Source organism: Pantoea sp. SIMBA_079, assembly GCF_046940275.1.
Lineage (GTDB): Bacteria > Pseudomonadota > Gammaproteobacteria > Enterobacterales > Enterobacteriaceae > Pantoea > Pantoea borealis.
This window is the reverse complement of sequence record NZ_JAWRYR010000002.1, coordinates 101,097-122,476: the sequence shown is the minus strand read 5'-3', so window position 1 is coordinate 122,476 and position 21,380 is coordinate 101,097. Positions and strand designations below refer to the sequence as shown.

Below are 21,380 nucleotides of genomic sequence, written 5' to 3'. Positions count from 1 at the left end.
TTTTCGTAATGGCGCTGCTGACAGGCATCAGCAGCGTTAGCACGACTATTTTTCAGCATGGAGAAGTTAGCCTGGTTACGTGACATGCGCCTCATTTCTGCCAGGCTTATACCTTACGTCAGCATTAAGGACAGATATAACAACTGGAGGGAAAATGACTATTCGCGGTATTGAGCATATTGGAATTACTGTTGCAGATATTGAACAGGCAAAACAATTTTTCATTGATGCACTTGGCGCTTCCGTTCTTTATCAGTTAGTGCCTCCAGAAGAAGCAGAGAAAAATATAGACGGCAAAACTATGCAGCCATTAAATGGTTTTCCCGGTGAGTTTAATCTGACCGGTCTGGCCATGTTACGTCTCGCTAATGGATGTAACGTGGAACTGTTTCAGACGCAACCGGTGGCAAAGGATCATCAGGCTAATCCATCCCAGCCCGGCATCAACCATTTTTCTCTCTACGTTGACGACATTCACCAGACCGGTGAAAAATTACGTGCGCATGGCGCAAAAATGTTTGATGGCCCCTCAGACTGTTTTGCTCAGGAGCAGGGTAAAGGCAATCAGACATGGTTTTGCATGACGCCATTTGGTCTTCTCATTGAGCTTATTTCTCTTCCGGATGCCCTGAGTTATGATCCTTCCGCGACCGCTACGCGATGGATCCCCGCCTCGACATCATCATCTGAATAAAGAAAGCCTATTGCACAGAGCATTGTTCAGCAGAGGCTGTTGTTAATGCTCTGTAGCACGCTTTTATAGTGATCGGTGTCGCTTAGGCAGGTTTCAGGAATGGGTATTAAAACAGAGCAGGCCGCTGACCAGCAGAGTAAATGCCTGGATGGCTTTTGGTAATGCCTGTTGCGGATTGCCGCTTGCGGCCACCCATTGTGCGGCATTCAGTGCTGCGCCATTTAACAGCCAGGCGGCGGCATCCACATCTACCGGTTTGATTAATCCACGTTCGATCAGATCTGACATGCTCTCACGAGTGGCGTTGAGGCAGTTATTCTGACTCGGCCATTTTGCAGGATCGCCAAGAAAAGCGGGACCATCAAGCAGAACAATGCGCCGGACTTCTTCATCCAGCGCCATTCTGATATAGGCTACCCCTTCAGCGAGGAGCGTTTGCTGATCGTTTTCGGCGTCTGCCGCTTCGCGTTTAGCGCGTTGCGCCATTTCAGAATCGATCTGCGCAACTACCGCAGCCAGTAACCCTTTTTTATCCCCAAAATTATGATAAAGCGCTCCGCGCGTCAGACCGACACTGGCAGTCAGATCGTCCATTGATGCAGCGGCAAACCCTTTTTCAGCAAACGCTTTGCGTGCAGCTGAAATCAACTTCTTCCGGTTTTCTTCCATCGTTTCTGTGCGGCGTTTAGTAACCATATGCTCTTCCTGCAGCTAACGCTGCGTATGCCATTTGACATACACGGCGTATGTGTGATTAATTTTACATACGCCGCGTATATTAATCCTTTTGTTTATGCCGCGCATCCCCTGACGCTAATCCCTGCAAAGGAATCACTATGACCCAGCCAACACCTGTTTTTCCTGCTCATCGTCACGCTCTTTATGAGCAGCATGGCTATTCTGCAGCAATCCGTTCTGGCGATTTATTATTTGTTTCCGGACAGGTGGGCAGCCGCGACGACGGCACCCCGGAGCCAGACTTTGCAACCCAGGTACAGCGCGCTTTTGAGAATCTCAAAGCCACGCTTGCTGCGGCAGGATGTACGTTTAAAGATTTGATTGATGTGACTACCTTTCATACCGACCCGGAGAACCAGTTTTCAACCATCATGCAGGTGAAACAAACTATTTTCCCGGCGCCTCCCTACCCTAACTGGACCGCCGTGGGCGTTAACTGGCTGGCGGGATTTGATTTTGAGATAAAGGTTATTGCCCGCATTCCTGAATCTCAGGCATAAAAACGTTGACGAGGTAGAACGATCGTTCTACCTTAGAGCCATGAACAAAACAACAGGCAATACCCGGGCAAAAATCCTCACGAGTGCTGAGCAGCTTATTTATCAGAACGGTATTCATGCTATGGGCATGGACCTTCTGGTGAAGACCTCAGGCGTCGCCAGAAAAAGTATTTATCGCCACTTCACCAGTAAAGAAGAGGTGGCATCAGCCGCGCTGAGCGCACGCGATGAGCAGTGGATGGCGTGGTTCAGAACCGCTTCTGATCAAGACAAAACGCCGCAGGATCGCATTCTGAATATGTTTACCGTGCTGAAAAGCTGGTTTGAGTCAGACGGTTTCCGCGGCTGCGCGTTTATTAACACCGCCGGTGAGACAGGCAATCCTGACGACGCAGTGCGCCAGATAGCGAAAATCCACAAACAGAAATTACTGGATTACGTACTTGAGCTCAGCAAACAGATGAATGTTGTGCATCCCGACGCGCTGGCGAGGCAGTTGCTGATTCTGATAGAGGGCGCCATTACCGCATCCTATGTCATGGGGAGCGGGAGCGCTGCCGACGACGCACGCGACGTGGCAAAAATTTTACTGGATCAGGTTTCTTAAAACTTTTTTCTCAGCACCCTGTTTTTACTCATCAACCGGAATTTACAGGAGTTTTACTATGTCTGATGCACATCTGCGCCCGCCGCTTCCCCCTTTTACCCGCGAAACGGCAATGGAAAAAGTGCGCCTGGCCGAAGATGGCTGGAACACCCGCGATGCCGCCAAAGTCGCACTGGCTTACTCAACGGACACGCAATGGCGCAACCGCACCGAATTTGCCCATATCCGTGAAGAAGCCGAAGCGTTTCTGGCCCGTAAATGGAAAAAAGAGCTTGAGTACCGCCTTATTAAGGAACTCTGGGCGTTTGATGGCAACCGCATTGCCGTTCGCTACGCGTATGAATGGCGCGATGATTCCGGTAACTGGTTCCGCTCTTACGGCAATGAAAACTGGGAGTTTGAGGGCGATGGCCTGATGAAACGTCGCTTTGCCTGTATCAACGATATGCCTATCAAAGAGAGCGAACGCAAATTTTTCTGGCCGCTGGGACGGCGTCCGGACGATCATCCGGGGCTGACTGCGCTGGGGTTGTAACGGCGGCCGGGCAGCTCGCGTGGCTGCCCTGCCCGTCAATTGTCGTGTCATTCGACCCGACTGACGACGTCACCGTCCCCTGCCAGGAGAGGATCCCTGCTGCTGCATGCGTTTATCAGCGCCTGGCTTTAGCGAGGTAGTGCTGCATTTCAGCGGCGGGGACCATGCCTCCGCCGGTTGCCCAGACAAGATGCGTGGCCTGCTGCAGCTGCTGCGGGGTGATCCCCCGCTGCGCCAGATAATCCGGGCTTGCCGCGACGCGCTGGGGTCCGGACATGCCCGCCAGCGCGGAGGGTTCAAGCTGAATGCCTTCCGTTTCATCCAGCATGACAAGCAGGTCATACAGAGTCCGATCGCTGATCGTACAGCAGCCGTCGATCAGCTGCTCCATCGCCCGCCCTACGAAGCCGGAAGCGCGCCCTACCGCCAGCCCATCCGCAGCGGTTTGATTATCAATGCCGATATCCTGTACCGCAATGCGATCGTGCAGACCGGTACTCATTCCCAGCAGCATACAGGGTGAATGCGTAGGTTCCGCAAAGAAGCAGTGGACGTTATCGCCAAAAGCCAGCTTCAGGCCAAAAGCGACGCCTCCCGGTCCGCCCCCCACGCCGCAGGGCAGATACACGAAAAGCGGATGGGACGCATCGACAGTAATGCCTTTTTCTTCCAGCTGTGCTGGCAGACGCAGCCCGGCCACGGCATAGCCCAGAAACAGCGTGCGTGAATTTTCATCATCAATGAAAAAGCAGGCGGGATCGGACTCAGCCGCTTTGCGGCCCTGCTTTACGGCAACGCCGTAATCCTGCTCATATTCAATCACGTCTGCCCCGTGCCCGCGCAGCATCTCTTTCTTCCACTGACGCGCATCCGCCGACATATGTACGGTAACGTGAAACCCGAGCCGGGCGCTCATTATGCCGATCGAAAGGCCCAGGTTGCCCGTTGAACCTGCGGCTATTTTATGCTGGCTGAAAAACTGACGATGCGCCGGCGAAAGCAGCAGGCTGTAGTCATCGTCTGGCGTGATGAGGCCCGCCTCCAGCGCCAGCTTCTCCGCATGTGCGAGAACTTCATAAATGCCGCCGCGCGCTTTGATTGACCCTGAAATGGGCAGGTGGCTATCTTTTTTCAGCCAGAGTCTGCCCGGCAGCGGCGCACTCTGTTCCAGCCGCGCCTGCATCGCGGGTACAGGCACCATATCTGACTCAATAATCCCGCCACTCCCGGCCGTTTCCGGAAAGGCAGCGGCGAGCAGCGGAGCGAACCGACGCAGACGAGCTTCGGCATCTTCAGCGTCTTTGCGCGTCAGTCCCGTATGCAGAAGTCCCCTTTCTGCCGTCGTCACCTTGTCGTTAAACCAGAGGGTTTCACGTAGCGCGATCAGATCGCTTACCACCGGCACAGACCGGAGTTTTTCAGTTAAATCAGTCATGGTCACTCTCAATCAGCATTGCGCATAAAAAGGAAATAGAGTGCTATTTAAATGCACCCGTTTGCAGGGTGACAAACGATAGTTCTTCAACTTAACATGAGCTCAGCTAACCCAAAATATAATCGCGCATTACGTGCTTTATCTGCCATGCACACACCGGTTTAACAAATTAGTCACTCTATCAACCTGTTAACTGACAAGGGTAAAAAATTGTCCTCTGCAATGCGTGAAATAAAGGGTGGCCAGCTGGGACGTCTTTTCACCTTTGAAGCGGCTGCCCGCCACGGCTCGTTTGCCGAAGCAGCGGCTGCACTGTCGCTGACGCCCAGTGCAGTCAGCCACCGTATCAGCCAGCTGGAAAAAGAACTCGGCATCGCCCTGTTCATTCGTTTACACCGCAGGGTACTGCTGACCGAAGAAGGTGAGCGCATTTTCAATGCAATGAGTACGTCACTCGACTATCTCAACCGGGAAATTCAGGGCATCAGGAATCAGGGTTTCAGCGGAAGACTTACGGTATACAGTCGCCCGTCGTTTGCGCACGCCTGGCTTGCACCGGCGGTGGCGTCCTTTCTGGAACACCATCCTGCTATCGATCTTGTGATCAATACCGGAAACGAACCGGTTGATCTGCATAAGATGGGTGCTGACCTGGCCATCTGTTTTGATGCTGACGTGCCGGACAGGTTTCATCTCGATCCGCTGATGGATGAACATATTATTCCGGTATGCAGCCCGCGCTACGCTGAACAATTCAGGCTGGCAGACTGCCCGGAGAATCTGCGGGCCTGTCGCCTGCTGCACGATCGTCAGGCGTGGGGGGTGGATTCCGGAGCAAATGAATGGCTGTTGTGGGCAGCGCACTTTAACGTGGATATCACGGCAGCACGCCGCGCCGAATTTGATCAGGCAGAGCTTGCGGTTGCGGCAGCGATAAACCATGCCGGCATCGCGATGGGACGTAAGACGCTGCTGAAACAGCGTATCGCCTCTGGCGAACTGATAACCCCTTTCCCCCGGCTGGCGCTGCTGTGCAAAGAACGGTATTACATCGCTACCCGCGCCGACAGACGCTGGCCAAAGACCGAAACCTTTATCCGCTGGCTGCAGGAAACCGTAGCGAAAGAGAGATAACTGCGCTCATAGCATTGTCGCCCTGGTCAACCTACCTGATGCGCAGTGATACAGCCTGCCCGGAGGCGGGTATTATCAAAGGCTCAGTTCTGGCAGTTGATCGGGCACTGACGCCGCGGCACGGTCAGATTATTGTGGCGGAATATGAGGGTGAACTGGTGCTGCACAGATTGCTGCTGAAACCCGTTCCGGCGCTGCAGTCGCTGGAGATGCCCGGGGCTGTCGTTCTGCTCGATGAGAACCAGCCGCTGCCGGTGTGGGGCGTGGTGGCTTATGCACTCAATGATATCGCGGGCCAGGGTTTCACCGGACCTGCAGGAGAATAGCGATGTTTGCGCTTGCTGATGCCAACAATTTTTACGCCTCCTGTGAAACCATTTTCAGGCCAGGTACGATAATCCGCACTAAGTAAGCTGTTTAAGCGCTGTGGCCTCTCGTGGTGCTCTCAGACCTGCTGCCATACTGCCATTCTCTATTACAGCTCATGACGAGCATGTCCTGCGCTGACTGCTGCTGATCCCGTCTCCAGCGCTGCAGTAGCAGTCTGGCAACGGCGAGCTTGTACTCTGATGGCAGATTTCGACCTTTCTTTCTGTGGCATAGTGACCTGTGCCTTACCGATTTGACCGGGCTGGGTTGCAACCATACGCTGCAGGAATAAAAGCCCGCATGCGGCGGGCTTCGGTTACTGCATTTGTATCCGTTTGGGCTCCGCTGCGCCTACCAGCGATGCCAGCGGTATATTAAACATTTCATGCAGGTTACGGATCATCGGAAGCGTCAGCGCACGCTTATTGTTCAGTACTTCATAAACCCGGTTTGGGCGTCCAATCGCAGGCACCAGGTCTTTCGCCGTCAGCCCCATCTGCTCCATGCGGAACTTAATCGCCTCTACTGGATCGGGTACTTCTATCGGATAGTGTTCCTGCTCGTACTTTTCAATAAGCAGGATCATTACTTCCAGAAAATCTCCGGCTGCGCTTCCTGGCTCCGGCTCATTGTCAAACAGCGGGGATACAGCGGCCAGAGCTGCCTCGTAATCTGCTTCGTTATGAATCGGTTTGATTTTGTAAGTCATCACATATCCACCGTATCTGCGTCTATTTTATCGTATTCAGCGTGCGTTCCAACAAACTTGATGTAGACCGCCTGAAACCTGTAAGCCACTGCAACAATCAGTCGATAATCATTGCCTTTGATATTAAATACCACCCGATTGTTACTCAGAAAATCTGCGGACCTGTATTTGTCCTTGATGTCCTGTGGCGTTTTCCACTGTGCCTTTTTGACTTCATCTACCCATGCTTTCAGGGGTTGCTCCGCCTGATTATGCGTCTCCCGGAATTGTTTGAGAGAGGCGATTGATATAATCCGCACTGGCTTTCCCTATAGTCCCAAATTGGGACCAGAATAACAATCCCAAAATGGGACGTCAACGGTTAAGACATATTTCTATTTTTAAATGTACTGTATGCATAAACAGTGATTGCTAAGAGAGTTTTTCTCTATTCGTGCTGGCAGACGCTAACAACTTTACACATCCTGCGAAACCGTATTCCGGCCCGATTTGCGTGGGAAACCTATCGCTGTGGTCTCAAACAATAATGGCTGCGTGATTGCCCGTTCAGCTGAAGCAAAGCGCATGGGTATAAAAATGGCGGCTCCCTGGTTTAAGCATGAACGCTATTTTCGCGATAACGGCGTACACGTTTTTAGTTCTAACTATGAACTCTATGGCGTTATGTGGAATACAGTTTCAACTGCTTAATTAATAATCGTCTCAGAGCACACGTGCTTTAGGAATGTCTGACCAGCGCGTGGTCCAGGCAGGGCTAAGCATTTCACGCTTCATTTTCCACTCAGTGTTAATTCCCTGTCCGGCAAACCACACATTTCCCAGTCCTGACTGATTAATGCCGTCCAGTACCTTCATCAGCTGTGCGCTTTTAGCCCGTGGCCGATTATCGTCAAACAGATTTAGCTGGCTTACGCCGTTCGGCGTAAAGTTATCAAGCATGATGCCTGCTTTCATGTATCTGCGCCCCTCAAGCCAGATACAATCGAGCGACCGCATCGCAGACTCAATGATGTCCCGCGTATCCTGTGTTGGTAGTGTCAGCTTCTCTCCGGCGCTGTTTCCGTAAAACACCTCACCGCTGGCGTGTGGCGACGTCCGGATAAACACGCCGATGTTGCGGCAGTACTGACGTTCCCCTCGCAGCTTTTCCGCTGCGCGTGCAGCGTACTGACACAGCGCCTGCTGCATGGCTGTTTTTGTTGTAATGCGCTCCCCGAAGCTGCGACTGCAGACTATCTGCTGTTTTGCCGGCGGCAGTTCTTCCAGCGGAATACATGACTCACCGTTCAGCTCGCGTACGGTGCGTTCCAGTACCACGGAAAAGTTATCGCGAATGAACTTTGGACGCGCGCGTGACAGCTGCAGGGCGGTTTCGATGCCCATCAGGCTGAGTCGCTTACCGATACGCCGTCCCACACCCCATATTTCCTCAACGGGCTGGTTAGCTAGCAGAGTTTCGGTACGTTTCAGATTACCCGGCGTCAGCGCCAGCACGCCGCGAAACTGCTTCCACTCCTTACTCGCCCACTGGGCCGATTTTGCCAGCGTTTTAGTGGGCCCCATGCCGACACCGACGGTAAGACCCGTTGTGGTAAATACATGCGCGCGCAGGCGACGACCAAAAGCTTCGAAGTCCTCACAGCCGTTAATACCGGTAATATCCAGGAACATTTCATCAATGCTGTACTGCTCGACGCGTGGCGTTATCTCCTCAAGCGCGGTCATTACTCTCTGGCTCAGGCTGTGATACAGCGCATAGTTTGAGCTGAACACGTGTATCTTTTCCGGATAGTCCTGCGTTTTTATCTGGAACCACGGTGCACCCATTTTTATACCCAGAGCTTTTGCGCCAGCAGAGCGCGCAATAACGCAGCCATCGTTGTTACTGAGCACGACTACCGGCCTGCCACGCAGGTCCGGGCGGAAAAGCGTCTCACAGCTGGCATAGAAAGAGTTGACGTCAGCCAGTCCGAACATGGGCATAATTATCTCCGACGGGCCCGGGTACTGTTAAAGAACCAGGTGACAACGCCGAGCAGCTGCAGCTCTTCCGGATAGATGGCGGCGTAAGCAGGGTTCATGGGCAGCAGTGCCACCCTCGGGAGCAGCTGCAGGCGCTTAACTGTGAACTCACCGCCAACCTCGGCAATGACGATGTCGCCGTGCGTGGGTGGCTCCGCGCGATCGACCACCATAACATCACCGTCATAAAGCCCCAGCTCCTGCATGCTGTTGCCACTGGCCCGTACGAAGAATGTGGACGCCCGTCTGCGAATACAAAGCTCATTCAGGTCCAGCTCTTTCTCTACATAATCCTGAGCAGGGGAGGGAAAGCCAGCTGAGCAGGGATCTGCGTACAGCGGCACCTTTACCGTTGGGGTAAAAATCGGCGGCCATAACAGCGTCAGGCCCTGAGCGTAACTGACCGCTTTCATAACGCGGCGTCCCGGACGTGCTGCTGTGTACGGATTAGGGAAAAAAATGTAAAGCGCATAAAAATCCTCCTTTAAATTATACTGGTTATATGAACAGTATTATTGAGCCTGGAATTTCTGGCAAGAGGAAGCGAAACGGTTATGGCTAAAGCTGTTGTCAGAGTGCTGGAATTTTACCGAAATGCTGAGCCATGGCCTTTTTATATGCTCTGCCACTGCAGCCGGATCAACAGGGTATAAAAGGCTTTCTTTTTGAGCGCAGCACTTTTATGGCGGGAAGAGGCTTGACCATTCCGTCCGCTTTAAATTATATTTCCATTATTCTGGAAATGTAGATTTGGTGATGATGTGGACATACAAAATGCTGCGGCTGCTCTCAGGGAACTGGGACACGTGACGCGACTGGGAATTTACCGTGAACTGGTGAAAGTCGGGCCTGAAGGACTGCCTGTGGGTGACATCCAGAAAAGACTGGCTATTCCGGCCTCCACGCTAAGTCATCACCTTTCTGCGCTGATGTCAGCTGGCCTCATAAGCCAGGAACGGCAGAGCCGTACCCTGTTCTGCAGGCCCTGCTATGCGCAGCTTGAGCAGCTGATGGCCTTTCTGACGGAAGAGTGCTGCGCCGCTGGCTGCTGCTGCAGCCTGTCGGCTACGATTACTCATAAAGAGACTCTATTGTGAATAACTTCAATGATGCCCTGAACAATATCGATCCGACGCACCTGGATGCACCGCTGACGGAAGAAAAATTAAAAGTCGAAGAGGTGGCGCATCCGCCCCGCATACTGATGCTCTACGGCTCGCTGCGGGAGCGCTCTTACAGCCGACTCACCACGGAAGAGGCCGCCCGGCTGCTGACGGCCATGGGCGCGGAGGTGAAGATATTCAATCCGTCTGGCCTGCCGCTGCCGGATGATGCACCTGAGACGCATCCGAAGGTCGCAGAGCTGCGCGAGCTGGTACTCTGGTCAGAAGGGATGGTCTGGTGCTCCCCTGAGCGTCACGGTGCCATGACCGGCATCATGAAGACGCAGATTGACTGGATTCCGCTGACGTCCGGGGCGGTCCGGCCCTCGCAGGGGAAAACCCTTGCGGTAATGCAGGTCAGCGGCGGCTCACAGTCGTTCAACGCCGTAAATCAGATGCGTATTCTCGGGCGCTGGATGCGGATGATCACTATCCCGAACCAGTCATCCGTGGCAAAAGCTTGGGCCGAGTTTGATGAGGCCGGCCGCATGAAGCCTTCTCCGTATTATGACCGCATAGTGGACGTCATGGAGGAACTGATGAAGTTCACTCTGCTGACGCGCGGTCGCAGTGGTTATCTCACCGACCGCTACAGCGAAAGGAAAGAGAGTGCCGCGCAGCTCTCTGAGCGTGTAAACCAGCGCAGCATATAAAAAAGCCGGCATCTGCCGGCTTTTTCAAATTTGCTATGCCCGCAGCCTGGTGAAACATCAGTGGCTGACGCGGTTTCCGTGCTCATCAATGACGGCTTCGCCGTCCTCTTTGGTAAACGCTCCCTTCTGCGGGTCCGGCAGTATGTCCAGAACCATTTCTGAGGGGCGACACAGCTTCGTTCCGAGCGGCGTAACCACAACCGGTCGATTAATGAGGATCGGATGAGCCAGCATGGCATCGAGCAGTTCGTTATCGCTGAACCGGTCCTCTGCCAGGCCGAGCTGCTCGTAAGGTTCGGTATTTTTACGCAGCAGGGCGCGCACGCTGATCTCCATATCCGCAATAAGCTTTTTCAGCTCATCACGCGCCGGCGGAGTTTCCAGATACAGAATCACCGTGGGCTCGGTGCCGCTGTTGCGGATAAGTGCCAGGGTATTGCGGGACGTCCCGCAGGCCGGATTGTGGTAAATGGTAATGTCAGTCATAAGCGGTACTCCGTAAAGGCGCTGCACAGGCGCAGCGCCGGGGTTTAGGTTAAACAGACAGGCGCAGGGCCAGTGCGGCCAGCGTCACAAACAGCACCGGCAGGGTCATCACGATGCCCACACGGAAGTAGTAGCCCCAGCTGACGGTAATGTTTTTCTGTGCCAGGACGTGCAGCCACAGCAGGGTAGCAAGGCTGCCGATGGGGGTGATTTTCGGACCGAGGTCGCAGCCGATGATGTTGGCGTAAATCATCGCCTCCTTCACCACGCCCTGCGCGGTGCTGCCGTCAATGGAGAGCGCGCCAACCAGCACGGTAGGCATGTTGTTCATGACTGATGAAAGCGCCGCCGTCAGAAAGCCGGTGCCGAGCGTTGCGCCCCAGACGCCATGCTCTGCAAACCGGTTTAGGGCGGCAGAAAGGTAATCAGTCAGCCCGGCATTGCGTAGTCCGTATACCACCAGGTACATGCCCAGCGAGAAGATAACGATCTGCCAGGGCGCACCTTTCAGTACCTTTCCGGTATCAATCACATTGCCTTTCCGGGCTACCAGCCAGAGAATAAACGCCGCCACCGCGGCCACAAGGCTGACCGGTACGCCGAGTGGTTCGAGGGCAAAGAAGCCGATCAGCAGCAGGATGAGAACAATCCAGCCGGTTTTAAAGGTACGCGCATCGCGAATGGCCTCACGCGGCGCCTTCAGCTTCGCCAGGTCGTAAGTGGCCGGGATGTCCCTGCGGAAAAACAGGTGCAGCATCACCAGCGTGGCGGCCACGGACGCGATATTCACCGGCACCATCACCGAGGCATACTCGCTGAAACCCAGTTTAAAGAAGTCTGCCGTGACAATGTTCACCAGGTTCGACACGATGAGCGGCAGGCTGGAGGTATCAGCGATGAAGCCTGCCGCCATCACAAACGCCAGCGTGGCGCCCGGGCTGAAGCCCAGCGCCAGCAGCATGGCGATAACGATCGGCGTCAGAATAAGCGCTGCCCCGTCATTGGCGAACAGGGCGGCTACCGCCGCACCCAGCAGAACGATATACGTGAACAGCAACCGGCCCCTGCCGCCGCCCCAGCGTGAAACGTGCAGCGCGGCCCACTCAAAAAAGCCGGACTCATCAAGCAGCAGGCTGATAATGATGACCGCAATAAACGTGGCCGTGGCGTTCCAGACAATCTGCCAGACCACAGGAATGTCCCCGATGTTTACCACGCCGGTCAGCAGCGCCAGTGCGGCGCCGATAACGGCACTCCAGCCAATGCTGAGCCCTTTCGGCTGCCAGATCACCAGTATCAGGGTCAGGATAAAAATCGCACCCGCCAGAAACATACTCTCTCCTTCTTAATTATACCTGCCCGTTAAAGCGGGCTGCTAAGTGTACCCTGTAAATATATTCGTTTAATCGAATGTGTTTAGATAAAATTTTTACATGCAGACAGCTTTGCCGTTGGTGGTTGCGTTATCACGCTCAGCCTGCTGACTGAGATGAAGAATTTCATCCCGCTGACACAGATATGCCTGCTCAATGACCGCTGCTGCCCACGCAGGCATGTGTGGCGATAACCGGTAATGGATCCACTTGCCGTCGCGCCTGTCGATAAGCAGTCCACTCTCTCTGAGCAGGGCCAGGTGCCGCGATATTTTTGGCTGTGTTTCTTTCAGGATAGATACAAGCTCGCAGACGCAGAGCTCCCCTTTTTCGCGCAACAACAGCACTAGGCTGAGCCGGGTTTCGTCAGAAAGATTCTTAAAAAGTTGCAGGGGCAAAAGTGACGGCATAATTTCTCCTTCGTGGCGGACAGCAACAAGTCTCGTCTTCTGCAGACGAAAGGTCAATTTTATATTGATAAATTCATATATGTTGTGACGTGATTACAGGCTTTTCTGTACAGCTTAATGAGGGAATAGCGGTTAAACGATGTCACACAGATTTTAACGGCAGCACACTTTCAGCTGCCTTAATAGACGGGCAAGACGAAGTCACATCACAAAAAAGCCTGTTTCTTTAGTGAACAGTTCTACTTACAGCAGAAAGCAGCATCAGTAAGAGTGGCTTCCGGCCAGATGACCTGCAGTGATAACCGGCACGATATCCTCAGACTCTTCTGTCTGCTCCAGTTCGCGCAGAATTCCGCAGTCCCGTGTTGCCCGGTTGGCATTGCAGTGGCTTTGGAGCTCAAAAAGTTGTTTTTCCAGCATATTCAGTTCACGAATACGGGCCTGAACGTGGTTCAGATGTTCATTTATCAGGGCATTAACCGTACCGCAGTCTGCGTCAGGCTGGCTGCGCGCCTGCAGCAACACCCGGATTTCTTCATGGGTCATATCGAGCGCCCGGCAGCGCCGGATAAACATAAGCCTTTCGAGATGTGCGCTGTCGTAATGGCGGTAGTTATTAGTCTGGTCCCGCAATGCGGCCTGCAAAAGCCCCTCTCGCTCATAATAACGTACCGTCTCTACAGGACATCCCGCCTGGCGGGCCAGTTCACCAATTTTCATATCACACCTCTTCTGAGCTTGACCCTGTAGTTACATCAGGGTCTTTAATGCCAGTATACGTTATGAACGGGATAAAAAAATGAGTGACTGCTGCAGTAATAAAAAATGTGGATCAGCCGCAACCGTAGAGGAGGCGTCTGTTAAAAATACCGCAACTGCCCCGACTGAGGCTTCCGAGAAGATGCCACCAAAAACGACTGAGACCACACCGGCTTGTTGCAGCACCGGGAGCTGCTGCTCAACGGACGGCCTGAGCCAGGTGTCCGAACTGGTTGCAGAGCATCCCCGCAACGATGACGTTCAGACGCGTCTGCGCATCATGCAGATGGACTGCCCGACGGAGGAGGCGCTCCTCCGAAAAAAACTGGCAAAATTATCTTCCGTCAGCAATCTCGAATTCAATCTTATACAGAGGGTGCTTACCGTGACCCATACGCCGCAGGCGCTGGAACCGGTTCTGCAGGCGGTGCGCTCGCTGGGTTTTGACCCGGAACCGATTGATAAAGCAATGCAGCCTGAAGGCAACTGTTGTACAGGCCGTGAGGCGGAAAGTACCGGCGGTTCCTGCTGCGCACCTGCCCCTGTCACATTCGGTGAGCTGCAGACGCAGCAGTTGACCGCTGACGGGGTGCGTACCAGTATCAGGATCATGCAGATGGACTGCCCTGTTGAAGAGGGCATGATTCGTAAAAAGCTGGATGGCATGTCAGCCGTCAAGGAACTGGATTTCAATCTTATGCAGCGCGTACTGACGGTGGTTCACGCACCGGATGCGCTGGAGCCAGTTCTGGCCGCCATTCGTTCGCTGGGCTTTGAACCTGAACTTCCTGACAGTAATGGCCGGCACGTGGTCACTGAGGAAAAGAAAAAACCCTGGTGGCCGCTCGCGCTTGCCGGTGTGGCGGCAAGCGCCGCCGAAGCCATGCATTGGGCGGGCATGCCGGAATGGCTGGAAGCGGCTCTTGCTCTTGCTGCCGTTGCGGCCTGTGGCCTGTCCACGTACAAAAAAGGCTGGATTGCTCTTCGCAACGGCAACCTGAACATCAACGCCCTGATGAGTATTGCCGTCACCGGGGCGCTGGCGCTCGGACAGTGGCCTGAAGCCGCCATGGTAATGGTCCTGTTCACGATTGCGGAACTGATTGAAGCAAAGTCTCTTGATCGCGCCCGCAATGCCATCGGCTCTCTGATGAAACTGACGCCTGAAACGGCCACAATTCAGCAGCCGGACGGCTCCTGGAAAGAAACTGAGGCCGTGTCTGTATCCCTTAACAGCGTGGTCAGGGTAAAACCGGGCGAGCGTATCGCCCTCGACGGCACGGTGGTTCGGGGAAGGACCGCCATTAATCAGGCACCTATTACCGGCGAAAGCCTGCCGGTGGATAAAGGGGAAGGCGACCCGGTCTTCGCCGGGACGGTCAACGGATCCGGTGGCTTTGAGTACCGGGTAACGGCGGCTGCCGGAAATACCACGCTTGCGCGTATCATTCATGCCGTGGAGGAAGCGCAGGGGGCAAAAGCCCCTACGCAGCGCTTTGTTGATCGCTTTGCGCAAATTTATACCCCTGTGGTGTTTGCTATTGCCGTCGCAGTTGCCGTTCTCCCGCCGCTGATTGCAGGTGAAAGCTGGCAGGCGTGGATATACAAGGCGCTGGTGATGCTGGTTATCGCCTGCCCCTGTGCGCTGGTCATTTCCACGCCAGTGACCCTTGTCAGCGGCCTGACGGCAGCAGCCCGCCGGGGGATATTGATCAAGGGCGGCGTTTATCTTGAAGAGGGTCGAAAGCTGAAGTGGCTGGCGCTCGACAAGACCGGCACCCTGACGCACGGTAAGCCGGTACAGACGGATGCGATTATCTATACCGGGGTGGCAGAAGACGAGGGGCGCAGGCTGGCTGTGAGCCTGGCAGGTTACTCCGATCATCCGGTTTCGCAGGCTGTATCGGCGGCATCAGATAGCATTCAGCGTTATGAAGTGGAAAACTTTGAGGCTCTGCCAGGCCGCGGCGTGCGTGGCGTCATCAACGGTCAAACCTACAGTCTGGGCAATCTGAGGCTGGCTGAAGAAACGGTGCGCTGCCCGGAAGCGGTCAGGGCTGCACTAACGGAACTGGAGACCGGGGGTAAAACGGTCATCATGCTCTGTGACACTCATCAGGTGCTTGGGCTGTTTGCGGTGGCTGATACGGTGAAGGAAAGCAGCCGCGAGGCGATAAGTCAGTTGCATAGTCTGGGTGTCAAAACGCTCATGCTGACCGGAGACAATGCGCACACTGCGCAGGCCATTGCCGGTCAGGTTGGTATCGATGAGGCGCGGGGGGATCAGCTGCCGGAAGATAAACTGCGTGCTGTAGAAACGTTTACGGCGCAGGGCACGACCGGCATGGTAGGCGACGGCATCAATGATGCACCGGCGCTGGCCCGCGCCGATATCGGCTTTGCCATGGGCGCAATGGGCACGGATACCGCCATCGAGACTGCCGATGTGGCCCTCATGGATGACGATTTGCGTAAAATCCCGGCTTTTGTCCGACTCTCCCGCCAGACGTATAACGTTCTGGTTCAGAATATCGTTATGGCTATTGGGATCAAGGCAGTGTTTCTGGCCCTGACCATTGCAGGTATGGGCACCATGTGGATGGCGGTATTCGCGGATGTGGGTGCAAGCCTGCTTGTCGTGGCAAATGGTCTGCGCCTGTTACGTAATAAGCAGCGGTTGCTGCCTATCAGATTATGATGGGCAGTGTCAGGAGAAGCCGTTGGCTTATATCTTCTGCGTTTTGTTGCCAATGCCGGCTCTGGAAAACTGAGTGACAGCATCACTGACACAGCACTTTTCATAATAGACGTAGTGCAGTTTCGATACCCATCCTGATATAAAGGCTCTCTCCGACAGAGGGCCTTAGAATGTCATGATACGTCTGTTTTATGCCTGCGCAGCCAGATTAATTTGTAGGCAGCAGGAATAATGAACAGTGAAAGAAGCGGAGCTGTTATCATCCCTCCAATCATGGGGGCCGCAATCCGACTCATGACTTCTGAGCCTGCTCCGGTTCCCCACAGAATGGGTAGCAGGCCCGCAATGATCACCGCTACAGTCATGGCTTTTGGCCGGACACGTAATACTGCTCCATGATAAAGAGCTTCATCAAGGCCTTCAGGTGTGAACGTCTCCCGGTGGGACAATTCCGGGTGTGCTTCAATGGCATGACGCAGATACATCAGCATGACCACACCAAATTCTGCCGCCACCCCGGCCAGGGCGATAAACCCGGTTCCGGTCGCCACAGACATGTGGAAGCCCTGCCAGTAGAGGAACCATATTCCCCCGACCAGCGCGAACGGCAGACTCATCAGGATCAGCAAGGCCTCATCCACACGACGGAATGCCAGATACAACAGGATGAAAATGATCACCACCGTCATCGGAACCATCAGTTTCAGTTTCTTGTTGGCATGCTCCAGTAATTCAAACTGACCGGAGAATGACACGCTGGTCCCCGGTCTCAGTTTCACTTTTTCGCTGATAGCCGTCCTGATATCGTTGACCACCGACACCATGTCCCTGCCGCGGGCATCAACATAAATCCAGCTGGCCGGTCGCGCGTTTTCCGTTTTCAGCATGGTAGGTCCGGATACAACGTTAATATCGGCAACGTCACCCAGCGTGATCTGCTGTTTCATGGGTGTCAGGATGGGCATTTCCCTCAGAGCTTGTGGACTGCTCCGGTAATCCTGCGGGTAACGGATATTAATCGGATACCGGGCCACGCCCTCAACCGTTTCCCCCACCGTCGCGCCGCCGATGGCTGAGGAGACAAACAGCTGGACATCACCCACCGTCATCCCGTAGCGGGAGGCTTTTTCACGGTTAATATCGATGTCAATGTAGCGCCCGCCCTCCAGTCGCTCGGCCAGAGCCGATATCACGCCCGGCACGGTTTTGGCTACCGCCTCAATGCTCTGCGCCGTTGCATCGATATCGGACAGAACAGTACCTGACACCTTGATACCTATCGGACTTTTTATCCCGGTTGAGAGCATATCAATACGGTTACGGATGGGGGGCACCCAGAGGTTAGCCAGACCGGGTAAACGGACCGTTTTATCGAGTTCGTCAATAATCTTGTCAATCGTCATGCCGGGCCGCCACTGATCCTCTGGTTTAAGCTGGATCGTGGTTTCCATCATTTCGAGCGGCGCGGAATCCGTCGCGGTCTCGGCCTTCCCGGTCTTGCCAAAAACAGAAGCTACTTCAGGTACGGTTTTAATGAGCTTATCCGTGGTCTGTAAGAGCGCAGCGGCCGCTGCCGGCGACACGCCCGGCAATGTTGAGGGCATATACAACAGGTCGCCCTCATTTATCTTCGGCAGAAACTCGCCGCCTACCTGACTCAGGGGCCAGATAACCGTGAAGATGGATAAGGTCGCAACCAGCAGGGTTATTTTTGGCCAGTGAAGTACCCGCAGCAACAAAGGATGATACGCTTTGATCAGCAGCCGGTTCAGGGGATTGCTGGTCTCGGCAGGAATTTTCCCGCGGATCCAGAATCCCATCAGAATCGGAATGACGATGATGGCCAGCGCGGCCGCGCCCGCCATGGAGTAGGTTTTCGTAAAGGCCAGCGGACCAAACAGACGACCTTCCTGTCCTTCCAGGGTAAAAATAGGAATAAAGGACAGGGTAATGATCAACAGACTGATAAACAGCGCGGGTCCCACTTCAACGGAGGCATCGGTGATAACCTTCCAGCGGGTTGCGTTATCAATCTGCTCACCCGGATGCTGATGATCCCACTCTTCCAGCCATTTATGCGCATTTTCAATCATCACGATGGCGGCATCCACCATCGCCCCTACGGCAATGGCGATCCCTCCCAGCGACATTATATTGGCGTTCAGCCCCTGGAAATGCATGACAATAAAGGCGATACACAGACCAAGAGGCAGAGAAATAATCGCCACCAGGGCCGAACGAACATGCCACAGGAACAGGGCGCAGACGATGGCCACCACGATAAACTCTTCCAGGAGTTTGTAGCTGAGGTTGTCAATGGCCCGGTCAATTAACTGGCTGCGATCGTAGGTAGTCACAATCTCAACGCCTTCAGGCAAACTTGCCTTCAGGGTCTCCAGTTTATCTTTCACTGCCGTGATAACGTCGCGCGCATTTTTACCCGACCGCAGGATCACGACGCCGCCGGCGACTTCTCCCTGACCGTTAAGTTCTGCTATACCACGCCGCATTTCAGGCCCGGTCTGCACGCGGGCCACGTCCCGCAGATAAATCGGTACACCGTTTTCTCCGGTTTTCAGGACGATGTTATTGAAATCGTCTATGGACTGGAGGTAACCGCTGGCCCGGACCATGTACTCCGCTTCGGCGATTTCAACGGATGAGCCACCGGCTTCCTGATTAGATGACTCAAGGGCCTGTTTTACTTCTGGCAGGCTGATGCCGTACTGGGCCAGTTTCTCCGGGTTAACCTGGATTTGGTACTGCTTGACCACGCCGCCTACTGATGCAACTTCCGCGACGTTAGGGATAGTTTTCAGTTCAAATTTCAGGAACCAGTCCTGCAGAGAGCGCAGTTCGGAAAGGTCGTGTTTTCCGCTGTGATCAACCAGAGCATATTCAAATATCCAGCCCACACCTGTGGCATCAGGCCCGATTTCCGAGCTTACACCGGAAGGCAGTTTTCCCTGAACCTGATTAAGGTATTCGAGCACACGCGAGCGGGCCCAGTACAGATCGGTCCCGTCCTCAAAAATGACATACACGTAGGAATCGCCGAACTGGGAAAAACCGCGCACGGTCTTGGCACCGGGTACCGACAGCATGGTGGTCGTGAGCGGATATGTAACCTGGTTTTCAACAATCTGCGGAGCCTGACCAGGATAGCTGGTCTTGATAATTACCTGTACATCGGACAGATCGGGTAGCGCATCCACAGGGGTGTTGATGATAGTCCAGGTGCCCCAGACACTAAGAAACAGAGCGGCCATCATAACGAGGAAACGGTTGGCAACCGATCGCCGTATAATCCATTCAATCATCATCGTCTCCTCAATGACCGGAATGTGTATTTGCAGACGGAGCGGACATTGGCGACATTGTGCCGTCCGTTGTTTCCGGATGACGCATACGTTCCAGTGCGCCCGTAATGTTGGCTTCGGAGTCAATCAGGAACATGCCGCTGACTACCACCATATCGCCTTCATTGAGGCCGGTGCCGATACCGGACTGTTGCTGAGATTCGTGGAGAACGTGGACCCTTTTTGGCACAAACCGACCTTCTGCATCGACAGTGATCACGCGCTGTTCTTTACCGGTGTCAATAACGGCCTGCGACGGGATCAGCAACATTTCCTGGCTCCGGGTATTCAGTTTCAGATAGGCATTCATGCCCGGTTTAAGACGTTCGTCCTTGTTTGATACCTGCAGACGTACCTGCAGGGTCCGGGTGGTTTGATCGACGCTGGGAAGAATGTTCCATTTTTCTACATGGAACAATTTATCCGGATAGGCCGGTACTGAAATTTCAAATTGAGAGGTGTCTTTCAGGAGATAGGCGATGGATTCGGGTACTGCCGCACTGATCCAGACCGGATCCATCCCCTGAATCTGTGCCACCACTTTATCTTTTGAGATATTCATACCAGTGCGCAGGTCAAACGCCGTAATGACACCATCTATCGGTGCCTTAATGGTAAACCGGGTCTGAATACTCCGGGTTGACCGCAGTTTCTGGATATCCTTTTCCGGCATTCCGGCCAGACGAAGTCGTTCAAGCACACCTTTAATTTGCGTTGGTGTCCCTCCGGTGCCAGATAACAGTAGAAACTCACTTTGTGCTTCCACCCATTCCGGAATGGTAATATCGATAAGCGGTGTACCTTCCTTCACATGATCGCCAATCGTCAGGGGATACACTTTTTCGACGAAACCGTCAGAGCGCGCCTGCACAATGACAAACTGATACTCGTTGTAAATAACATTGGCCGGTATTGTCTGAGAATAATTCAGCATTCCGCGTGTGACTTTTTGCGTTTTTAATCCCAGGTTCTGAACCAGCGTTGGATGAATACGGATCCCATCGCTGATTTTCTCGCCGCTTTCATCTGCATATTTTGGCACCAGGTCCATGTCCATAAAGGGTGATTTTCCGGGTTTATCAAATTTCGTATCCGGTTTCATCGGGTCATACCAGAAAAGTATCTTTCGCTCCGGTGTCTTTAGTTCCGTTTGTACTGTTTTTTGTTCCGGGTTTACATACTGCAAGGCAGTAACCGATATCAGCCCCCCTGCTATCAGGCTGCTGATAATTATTGCAGCATATTTTATCTTTAAAGAAGCCATACAATTTCTCGCTGAAAAATCAAAACACCTGGCATATGCGCCTGATCATTAATTCACAGAAATATCTTTATAAGTGTTCAGGCCCACTGGATATATTCGCTCCGGGCTGTCAGTCAGGATTGGGTAACGTTAATGCTTTTGAGTAAGGCGATATTGCCCTGCTGAATAAACGAGAAATCAACGTGGTTACCGGTTTTCAGGGCATTAATGGTGTCGTCTACATTCACAAAGGTGAAGCGCATGGTCATTGCAGGCCAGCCCACCGCAGGGATAGCTCCGTGCGAAATGGTAATTTTTTTACTTTTTATATCAATGACTTTAACGACACCGTTGCCATAAATAATTTGCTGTGTCGAAGCATCACTGGCAGCATTCATATCACCATGGTGATGTGTTTCAGCATGAAGACCGGCAGAAATCATGACAGAGAAGGTGCCCAATAAAACGGCTTTAAGTGAATTACGCATTTTTT

General features: G+C 53.6%; 22 protein-coding genes and 1 pseudogene. 10 read left to right on the top strand and 13 right to left on the bottom strand.

The features are described from left to right. Positions 1-154 precede the first annotated feature (154 nt). Complete coding sequence (locus tag SB719_RS04500; RefSeq protein WP_065647522.1) at positions 155-694, top strand: glyoxalase/bleomycin resistance/extradiol dioxygenase family protein; 540 nt, start codon at positions 155-157, stop codon at positions 692-694. Between the two features lie 93 nt (positions 695-787). Here the strand turns inward: SB719_RS04500 and SB719_RS04495 are convergent, their stop codons facing one another. Further along, positions 788-1,390 (bottom strand): TetR/AcrR family transcriptional regulator, encoded by a 603-nt coding sequence (locus SB719_RS04495; RefSeq protein ID WP_065647523.1) that lies wholly within the window; start codon positions 1,388-1,390, stop codon positions 788-790. Between the two features lie 140 nt (positions 1,391-1,530). Here SB719_RS04495 and SB719_RS04490 point away from each other — a divergent pair, with 140 nt between their 5' ends. From SB719_RS04490 to SB719_RS04480, 3 genes are read left to right on the top strand one after another with little or no spacing between them, the layout of a single operon-like run. Then, positions 1,531-1,932 carry a RidA family protein gene (locus SB719_RS04490; RefSeq protein ID WP_065647524.1) on the top strand — a complete coding sequence of 134 codons (402 nt, stop codon included), beginning with the start codon at positions 1,531-1,533 and terminating at the stop codon, positions 1,930-1,932. A 40-nt stretch (positions 1,933-1,972) separates the two neighbouring features. Next, entirely contained in the window at positions 1,973-2,539 is a 567-nt protein-coding gene (locus tag SB719_RS04485; protein WP_412158941.1) for a TetR/AcrR family transcriptional regulator, read from the top strand. Between the two features lie 58 nt (positions 2,540-2,597). Then, positions 2,598-3,074, top strand: a complete 477-nt coding sequence (locus SB719_RS04480) for a DUF1348 family protein (protein ID WP_412158940.1) — start codon at positions 2,598-2,600, stop codon at positions 3,072-3,074. A 115-nt stretch (positions 3,075-3,189) separates the two neighbouring features. Here the strand turns inward: SB719_RS04480 and SB719_RS04475 are convergent, their stop codons facing one another. Beyond that, on the bottom strand, positions 3,190-4,509 hold the full coding sequence (locus SB719_RS04475) for a D-serine ammonia-lyase (RefSeq protein ID WP_412158939.1): 1,320 nt from the start codon (positions 4,507-4,509) through the stop codon (positions 3,190-3,192). A gap of 222 nt (positions 4,510-4,731) precedes the next feature. On the opposite strand from SB719_RS04475, the gene dsdC reads away from it, so the two are divergent. Both dsdC and SB719_RS04465 read left to right on the top strand, forming a co-directional pair. After that, positions 4,732-5,643, top strand: coding sequence for a DNA-binding transcriptional regulator DsdC (gene dsdC / locus SB719_RS04470; protein WP_412159027.1), 912 nt, complete (start codon positions 4,732-4,734; stop codon positions 5,641-5,643). A gap of 38 nt (positions 5,644-5,681) precedes the next feature. Further along, a complete protein-coding gene (locus SB719_RS04465; RefSeq protein ID WP_412158938.1) occupies positions 5,682-5,969 on the top strand; it encodes a peptidase in 288 nt (95 codons plus the stop codon). 359 nt (positions 5,970-6,328) lie between these two features. On the opposite strand, the gene SB719_RS04460 is transcribed toward SB719_RS04465, so the two are convergent. Next, complete coding sequence (locus SB719_RS04460; RefSeq protein ID WP_412159026.1) at positions 6,329-6,721, bottom strand: helix-turn-helix domain-containing protein; 393 nt, start codon at positions 6,719-6,721, stop codon at positions 6,329-6,331. Next, on the bottom strand, positions 6,721-7,020 hold the full coding sequence (locus SB719_RS04455; RefSeq protein ID WP_304234398.1) for a type II toxin-antitoxin system HigB family toxin: 300 nt from the start codon (positions 7,018-7,020) through the stop codon (positions 6,721-6,723). The genes SB719_RS04460 and SB719_RS04455 overlap by 1 nt, the downstream gene beginning before the upstream one ends. A gap of 134 nt (positions 7,021-7,154) precedes the next feature. Here SB719_RS04455 and SB719_RS04450 point away from each other — a divergent pair. Continuing rightward, positions 7,155-7,399 (top strand): annotated as a pseudogene (locus SB719_RS04450) (DNA polymerase V subunit UmuC); the annotation flags it as partial. 24 nt (positions 7,400-7,423) lie between these two features. Here SB719_RS04450 and umuC read toward each other — a convergent pair. Next, positions 7,424-8,698, bottom strand: a complete 1,275-nt coding sequence (umuC, locus tag SB719_RS04445; protein ID WP_113655732.1) for a translesion error-prone DNA polymerase V subunit UmuC — start codon at positions 8,696-8,698, stop codon at positions 7,424-7,426. 8 nt (positions 8,699-8,706) lie between these two features. Further along, positions 8,707-9,156, bottom strand: coding sequence for a translesion error-prone DNA polymerase V autoproteolytic subunit (gene umuD, locus SB719_RS04440; RefSeq protein WP_075050708.1), 450 nt, complete (start codon positions 9,154-9,156; stop codon positions 8,707-8,709). A 348-nt stretch (positions 9,157-9,504) separates the two neighbouring features. On the opposite strand from umuD, the gene SB719_RS04435 reads away from it, so the two are divergent. Both SB719_RS04435 and arsH read left to right on the top strand, forming a co-directional pair. Beyond that, complete coding sequence (locus SB719_RS04435) at positions 9,505-9,840, top strand: ArsR/SmtB family transcription factor (protein ID WP_075050709.1); 336 nt, start codon at positions 9,505-9,507, stop codon at positions 9,838-9,840. Positions 9,841-9,866: 26 nt separating this feature from the next. Beyond that, complete coding sequence (gene arsH, locus SB719_RS04430) at positions 9,867-10,559, top strand: arsenical resistance protein ArsH (protein ID WP_162287177.1); 693 nt, start codon at positions 9,867-9,869, stop codon at positions 10,557-10,559. Positions 10,560-10,616: 57 nt separating this feature from the next. Here the strand turns inward: arsH and arsC are convergent, their stop codons facing one another. The 4 genes from arsC to cadR all read right to left on the bottom strand — a co-directional run bounded on the left by arsC (position 10,617) and on the right by cadR (position 13,548). Further along, complete coding sequence (gene arsC, locus SB719_RS04425; RefSeq protein ID WP_065647959.1) at positions 10,617-11,045, bottom strand: glutaredoxin-dependent arsenate reductase; 429 nt, start codon at positions 11,043-11,045, stop codon at positions 10,617-10,619. A 49-nt stretch (positions 11,046-11,094) separates the two neighbouring features. After that, on the bottom strand, positions 11,095-12,378 hold the full coding sequence (locus tag SB719_RS04420; RefSeq protein ID WP_065647960.1) for an arsenic transporter: 1,284 nt from the start codon (positions 12,376-12,378) through the stop codon (positions 11,095-11,097). A gap of 96 nt (positions 12,379-12,474) precedes the next feature. Then, positions 12,475-12,828 (bottom strand): metalloregulator ArsR/SmtB family transcription factor, encoded by a 354-nt coding sequence (locus tag SB719_RS04415; protein ID WP_006785991.1) that lies wholly within the window; start codon positions 12,826-12,828, stop codon positions 12,475-12,477. A 261-nt stretch (positions 12,829-13,089) separates the two neighbouring features. After that, positions 13,090-13,548 (bottom strand): Cd(II)/Pb(II)-responsive transcriptional regulator, encoded by a 459-nt coding sequence (cadR, locus tag SB719_RS04410; protein ID WP_065647961.1) that lies wholly within the window; start codon positions 13,546-13,548, stop codon positions 13,090-13,092. Positions 13,549-13,867: 319 nt separating this feature from the next. On the opposite strand from cadR, the gene SB719_RS04405 reads away from it, so the two are divergent. After that, complete coding sequence (locus SB719_RS04405) at positions 13,868-16,285, top strand: heavy metal translocating P-type ATPase (RefSeq protein ID WP_370512314.1); 2,418 nt, start codon at positions 13,868-13,870, stop codon at positions 16,283-16,285. 173 nt (positions 16,286-16,458) lie between these two features. Here the strand turns inward: SB719_RS04405 and silA are convergent, their stop codons facing one another. From silA to cusF, 3 genes are all read right to left on the bottom strand, one after another. Next, on the bottom strand, positions 16,459-19,605 hold the full coding sequence (gene silA, locus SB719_RS04400; RefSeq protein ID WP_065647963.1) for a Cu(+)/Ag(+) efflux RND transporter permease subunit SilA: 3,147 nt from the start codon (positions 19,603-19,605) through the stop codon (positions 16,459-16,461). 10 nt (positions 19,606-19,615) lie between these two features. Next, a complete protein-coding gene (locus SB719_RS04395; protein WP_065647964.1) occupies positions 19,616-20,908 on the bottom strand; it encodes an efflux RND transporter periplasmic adaptor subunit in 1,293 nt (430 codons plus the stop codon). Between the two features lie 113 nt (positions 20,909-21,021). Beyond that, a complete protein-coding gene (cusF, locus tag SB719_RS04390) occupies positions 21,022-21,375 on the bottom strand; it encodes a cation efflux system protein CusF (protein ID WP_065647965.1) in 354 nt (117 codons plus the stop codon). Positions 21,376-21,380: the final 5 nt, after the last annotated feature.

What these genes read in the sequence shown, in the direction of transcription:
- SB719_RS04500 (WP_065647522.1), top strand. Translation starts at nt 155, where the DNA reads ATGACTATTCGCGGTATTGAGCATATTGGAATTACTGTTGCAGATATT.
- SB719_RS04495 (WP_065647523.1), bottom strand. Translation starts at nt 1,390, where the DNA reads ATGGTTACTAAACGCCGCACAGAAACGATGGAAGAAAACCGGAAGAAG.
- SB719_RS04490 (WP_065647524.1), top strand. Translation starts at nt 1,531, where the DNA reads ATGACCCAGCCAACACCTGTTTTTCCTGCTCATCGTCACGCTCTTTAT.
- SB719_RS04485 (WP_412158941.1), top strand. Translation starts at nt 1,973, where the DNA reads ATGAACAAAACAACAGGCAATACCCGGGCAAAAATCCTCACGAGTGCT.
- SB719_RS04480 (WP_412158940.1), top strand. Translation starts at nt 2,598, where the DNA reads ATGTCTGATGCACATCTGCGCCCGCCGCTTCCCCCTTTTACCCGCGAA.
- SB719_RS04475 (WP_412158939.1), bottom strand. Translation starts at nt 4,509, where the DNA reads ATGACTGATTTAACTGAAAAACTCCGGTCTGTGCCGGTGGTAAGCGAT.
- dsdC (WP_412159027.1), top strand. Translation starts at nt 4,732, where the DNA reads ATGCGTGAAATAAAGGGTGGCCAGCTGGGACGTCTTTTCACCTTTGAA.
- SB719_RS04465 (WP_412158938.1), top strand. Translation starts at nt 5,682, where the DNA reads ATGCGCAGTGATACAGCCTGCCCGGAGGCGGGTATTATCAAAGGCTCA.
- SB719_RS04460 (WP_412159026.1), bottom strand. Translation starts at nt 6,721, where the DNA reads ATGACTTACAAAATCAAACCGATTCATAACGAAGCAGATTACGAGGCA.
- umuC (WP_113655732.1), bottom strand. Translation starts at nt 8,698, where the DNA reads ATGTTCGGACTGGCTGACGTCAACTCTTTCTATGCCAGCTGTGAGACG.
- umuD (WP_075050708.1), bottom strand. Translation starts at nt 9,156, where the DNA reads ATGAAAGCGGTCAGTTACGCTCAGGGCCTGACGCTGTTATGGCCGCCG.
- arsC (WP_065647959.1), bottom strand. Translation starts at nt 11,045, where the DNA reads ATGACTGACATTACCATTTACCACAATCCGGCCTGCGGGACGTCCCGC.
- SB719_RS04420 (WP_065647960.1), bottom strand. Translation starts at nt 12,378, where the DNA reads ATGTTTCTGGCGGGTGCGATTTTTATCCTGACCCTGATACTGGTGATC.
- SB719_RS04415 (WP_006785991.1), bottom strand. Translation starts at nt 12,828, where the DNA reads ATGCCGTCACTTTTGCCCCTGCAACTTTTTAAGAATCTTTCTGACGAA.
- cadR (WP_065647961.1), bottom strand. Translation starts at nt 13,548, where the DNA reads ATGAAAATTGGTGAACTGGCCCGCCAGGCGGGATGTCCTGTAGAGACG.
- SB719_RS04405 (WP_370512314.1), top strand. Translation starts at nt 13,868, where the DNA reads ATGCAGATGGACTGCCCGACGGAGGAGGCGCTCCTCCGAAAAAAACTG.
- silA (WP_065647963.1), bottom strand. Translation starts at nt 19,605, where the DNA reads ATGATTGAATGGATTATACGGCGATCGGTTGCCAACCGTTTCCTCGTT.
- SB719_RS04395 (WP_065647964.1), bottom strand. Translation starts at nt 20,908, where the DNA reads ATGGCTTCTTTAAAGATAAAATATGCTGCAATAATTATCAGCAGCCTG.
- cusF (WP_065647965.1), bottom strand. Translation starts at nt 21,375, where the DNA reads ATGCGTAATTCACTTAAAGCCGTTTTATTGGGCACCTTCTCTGTCATG.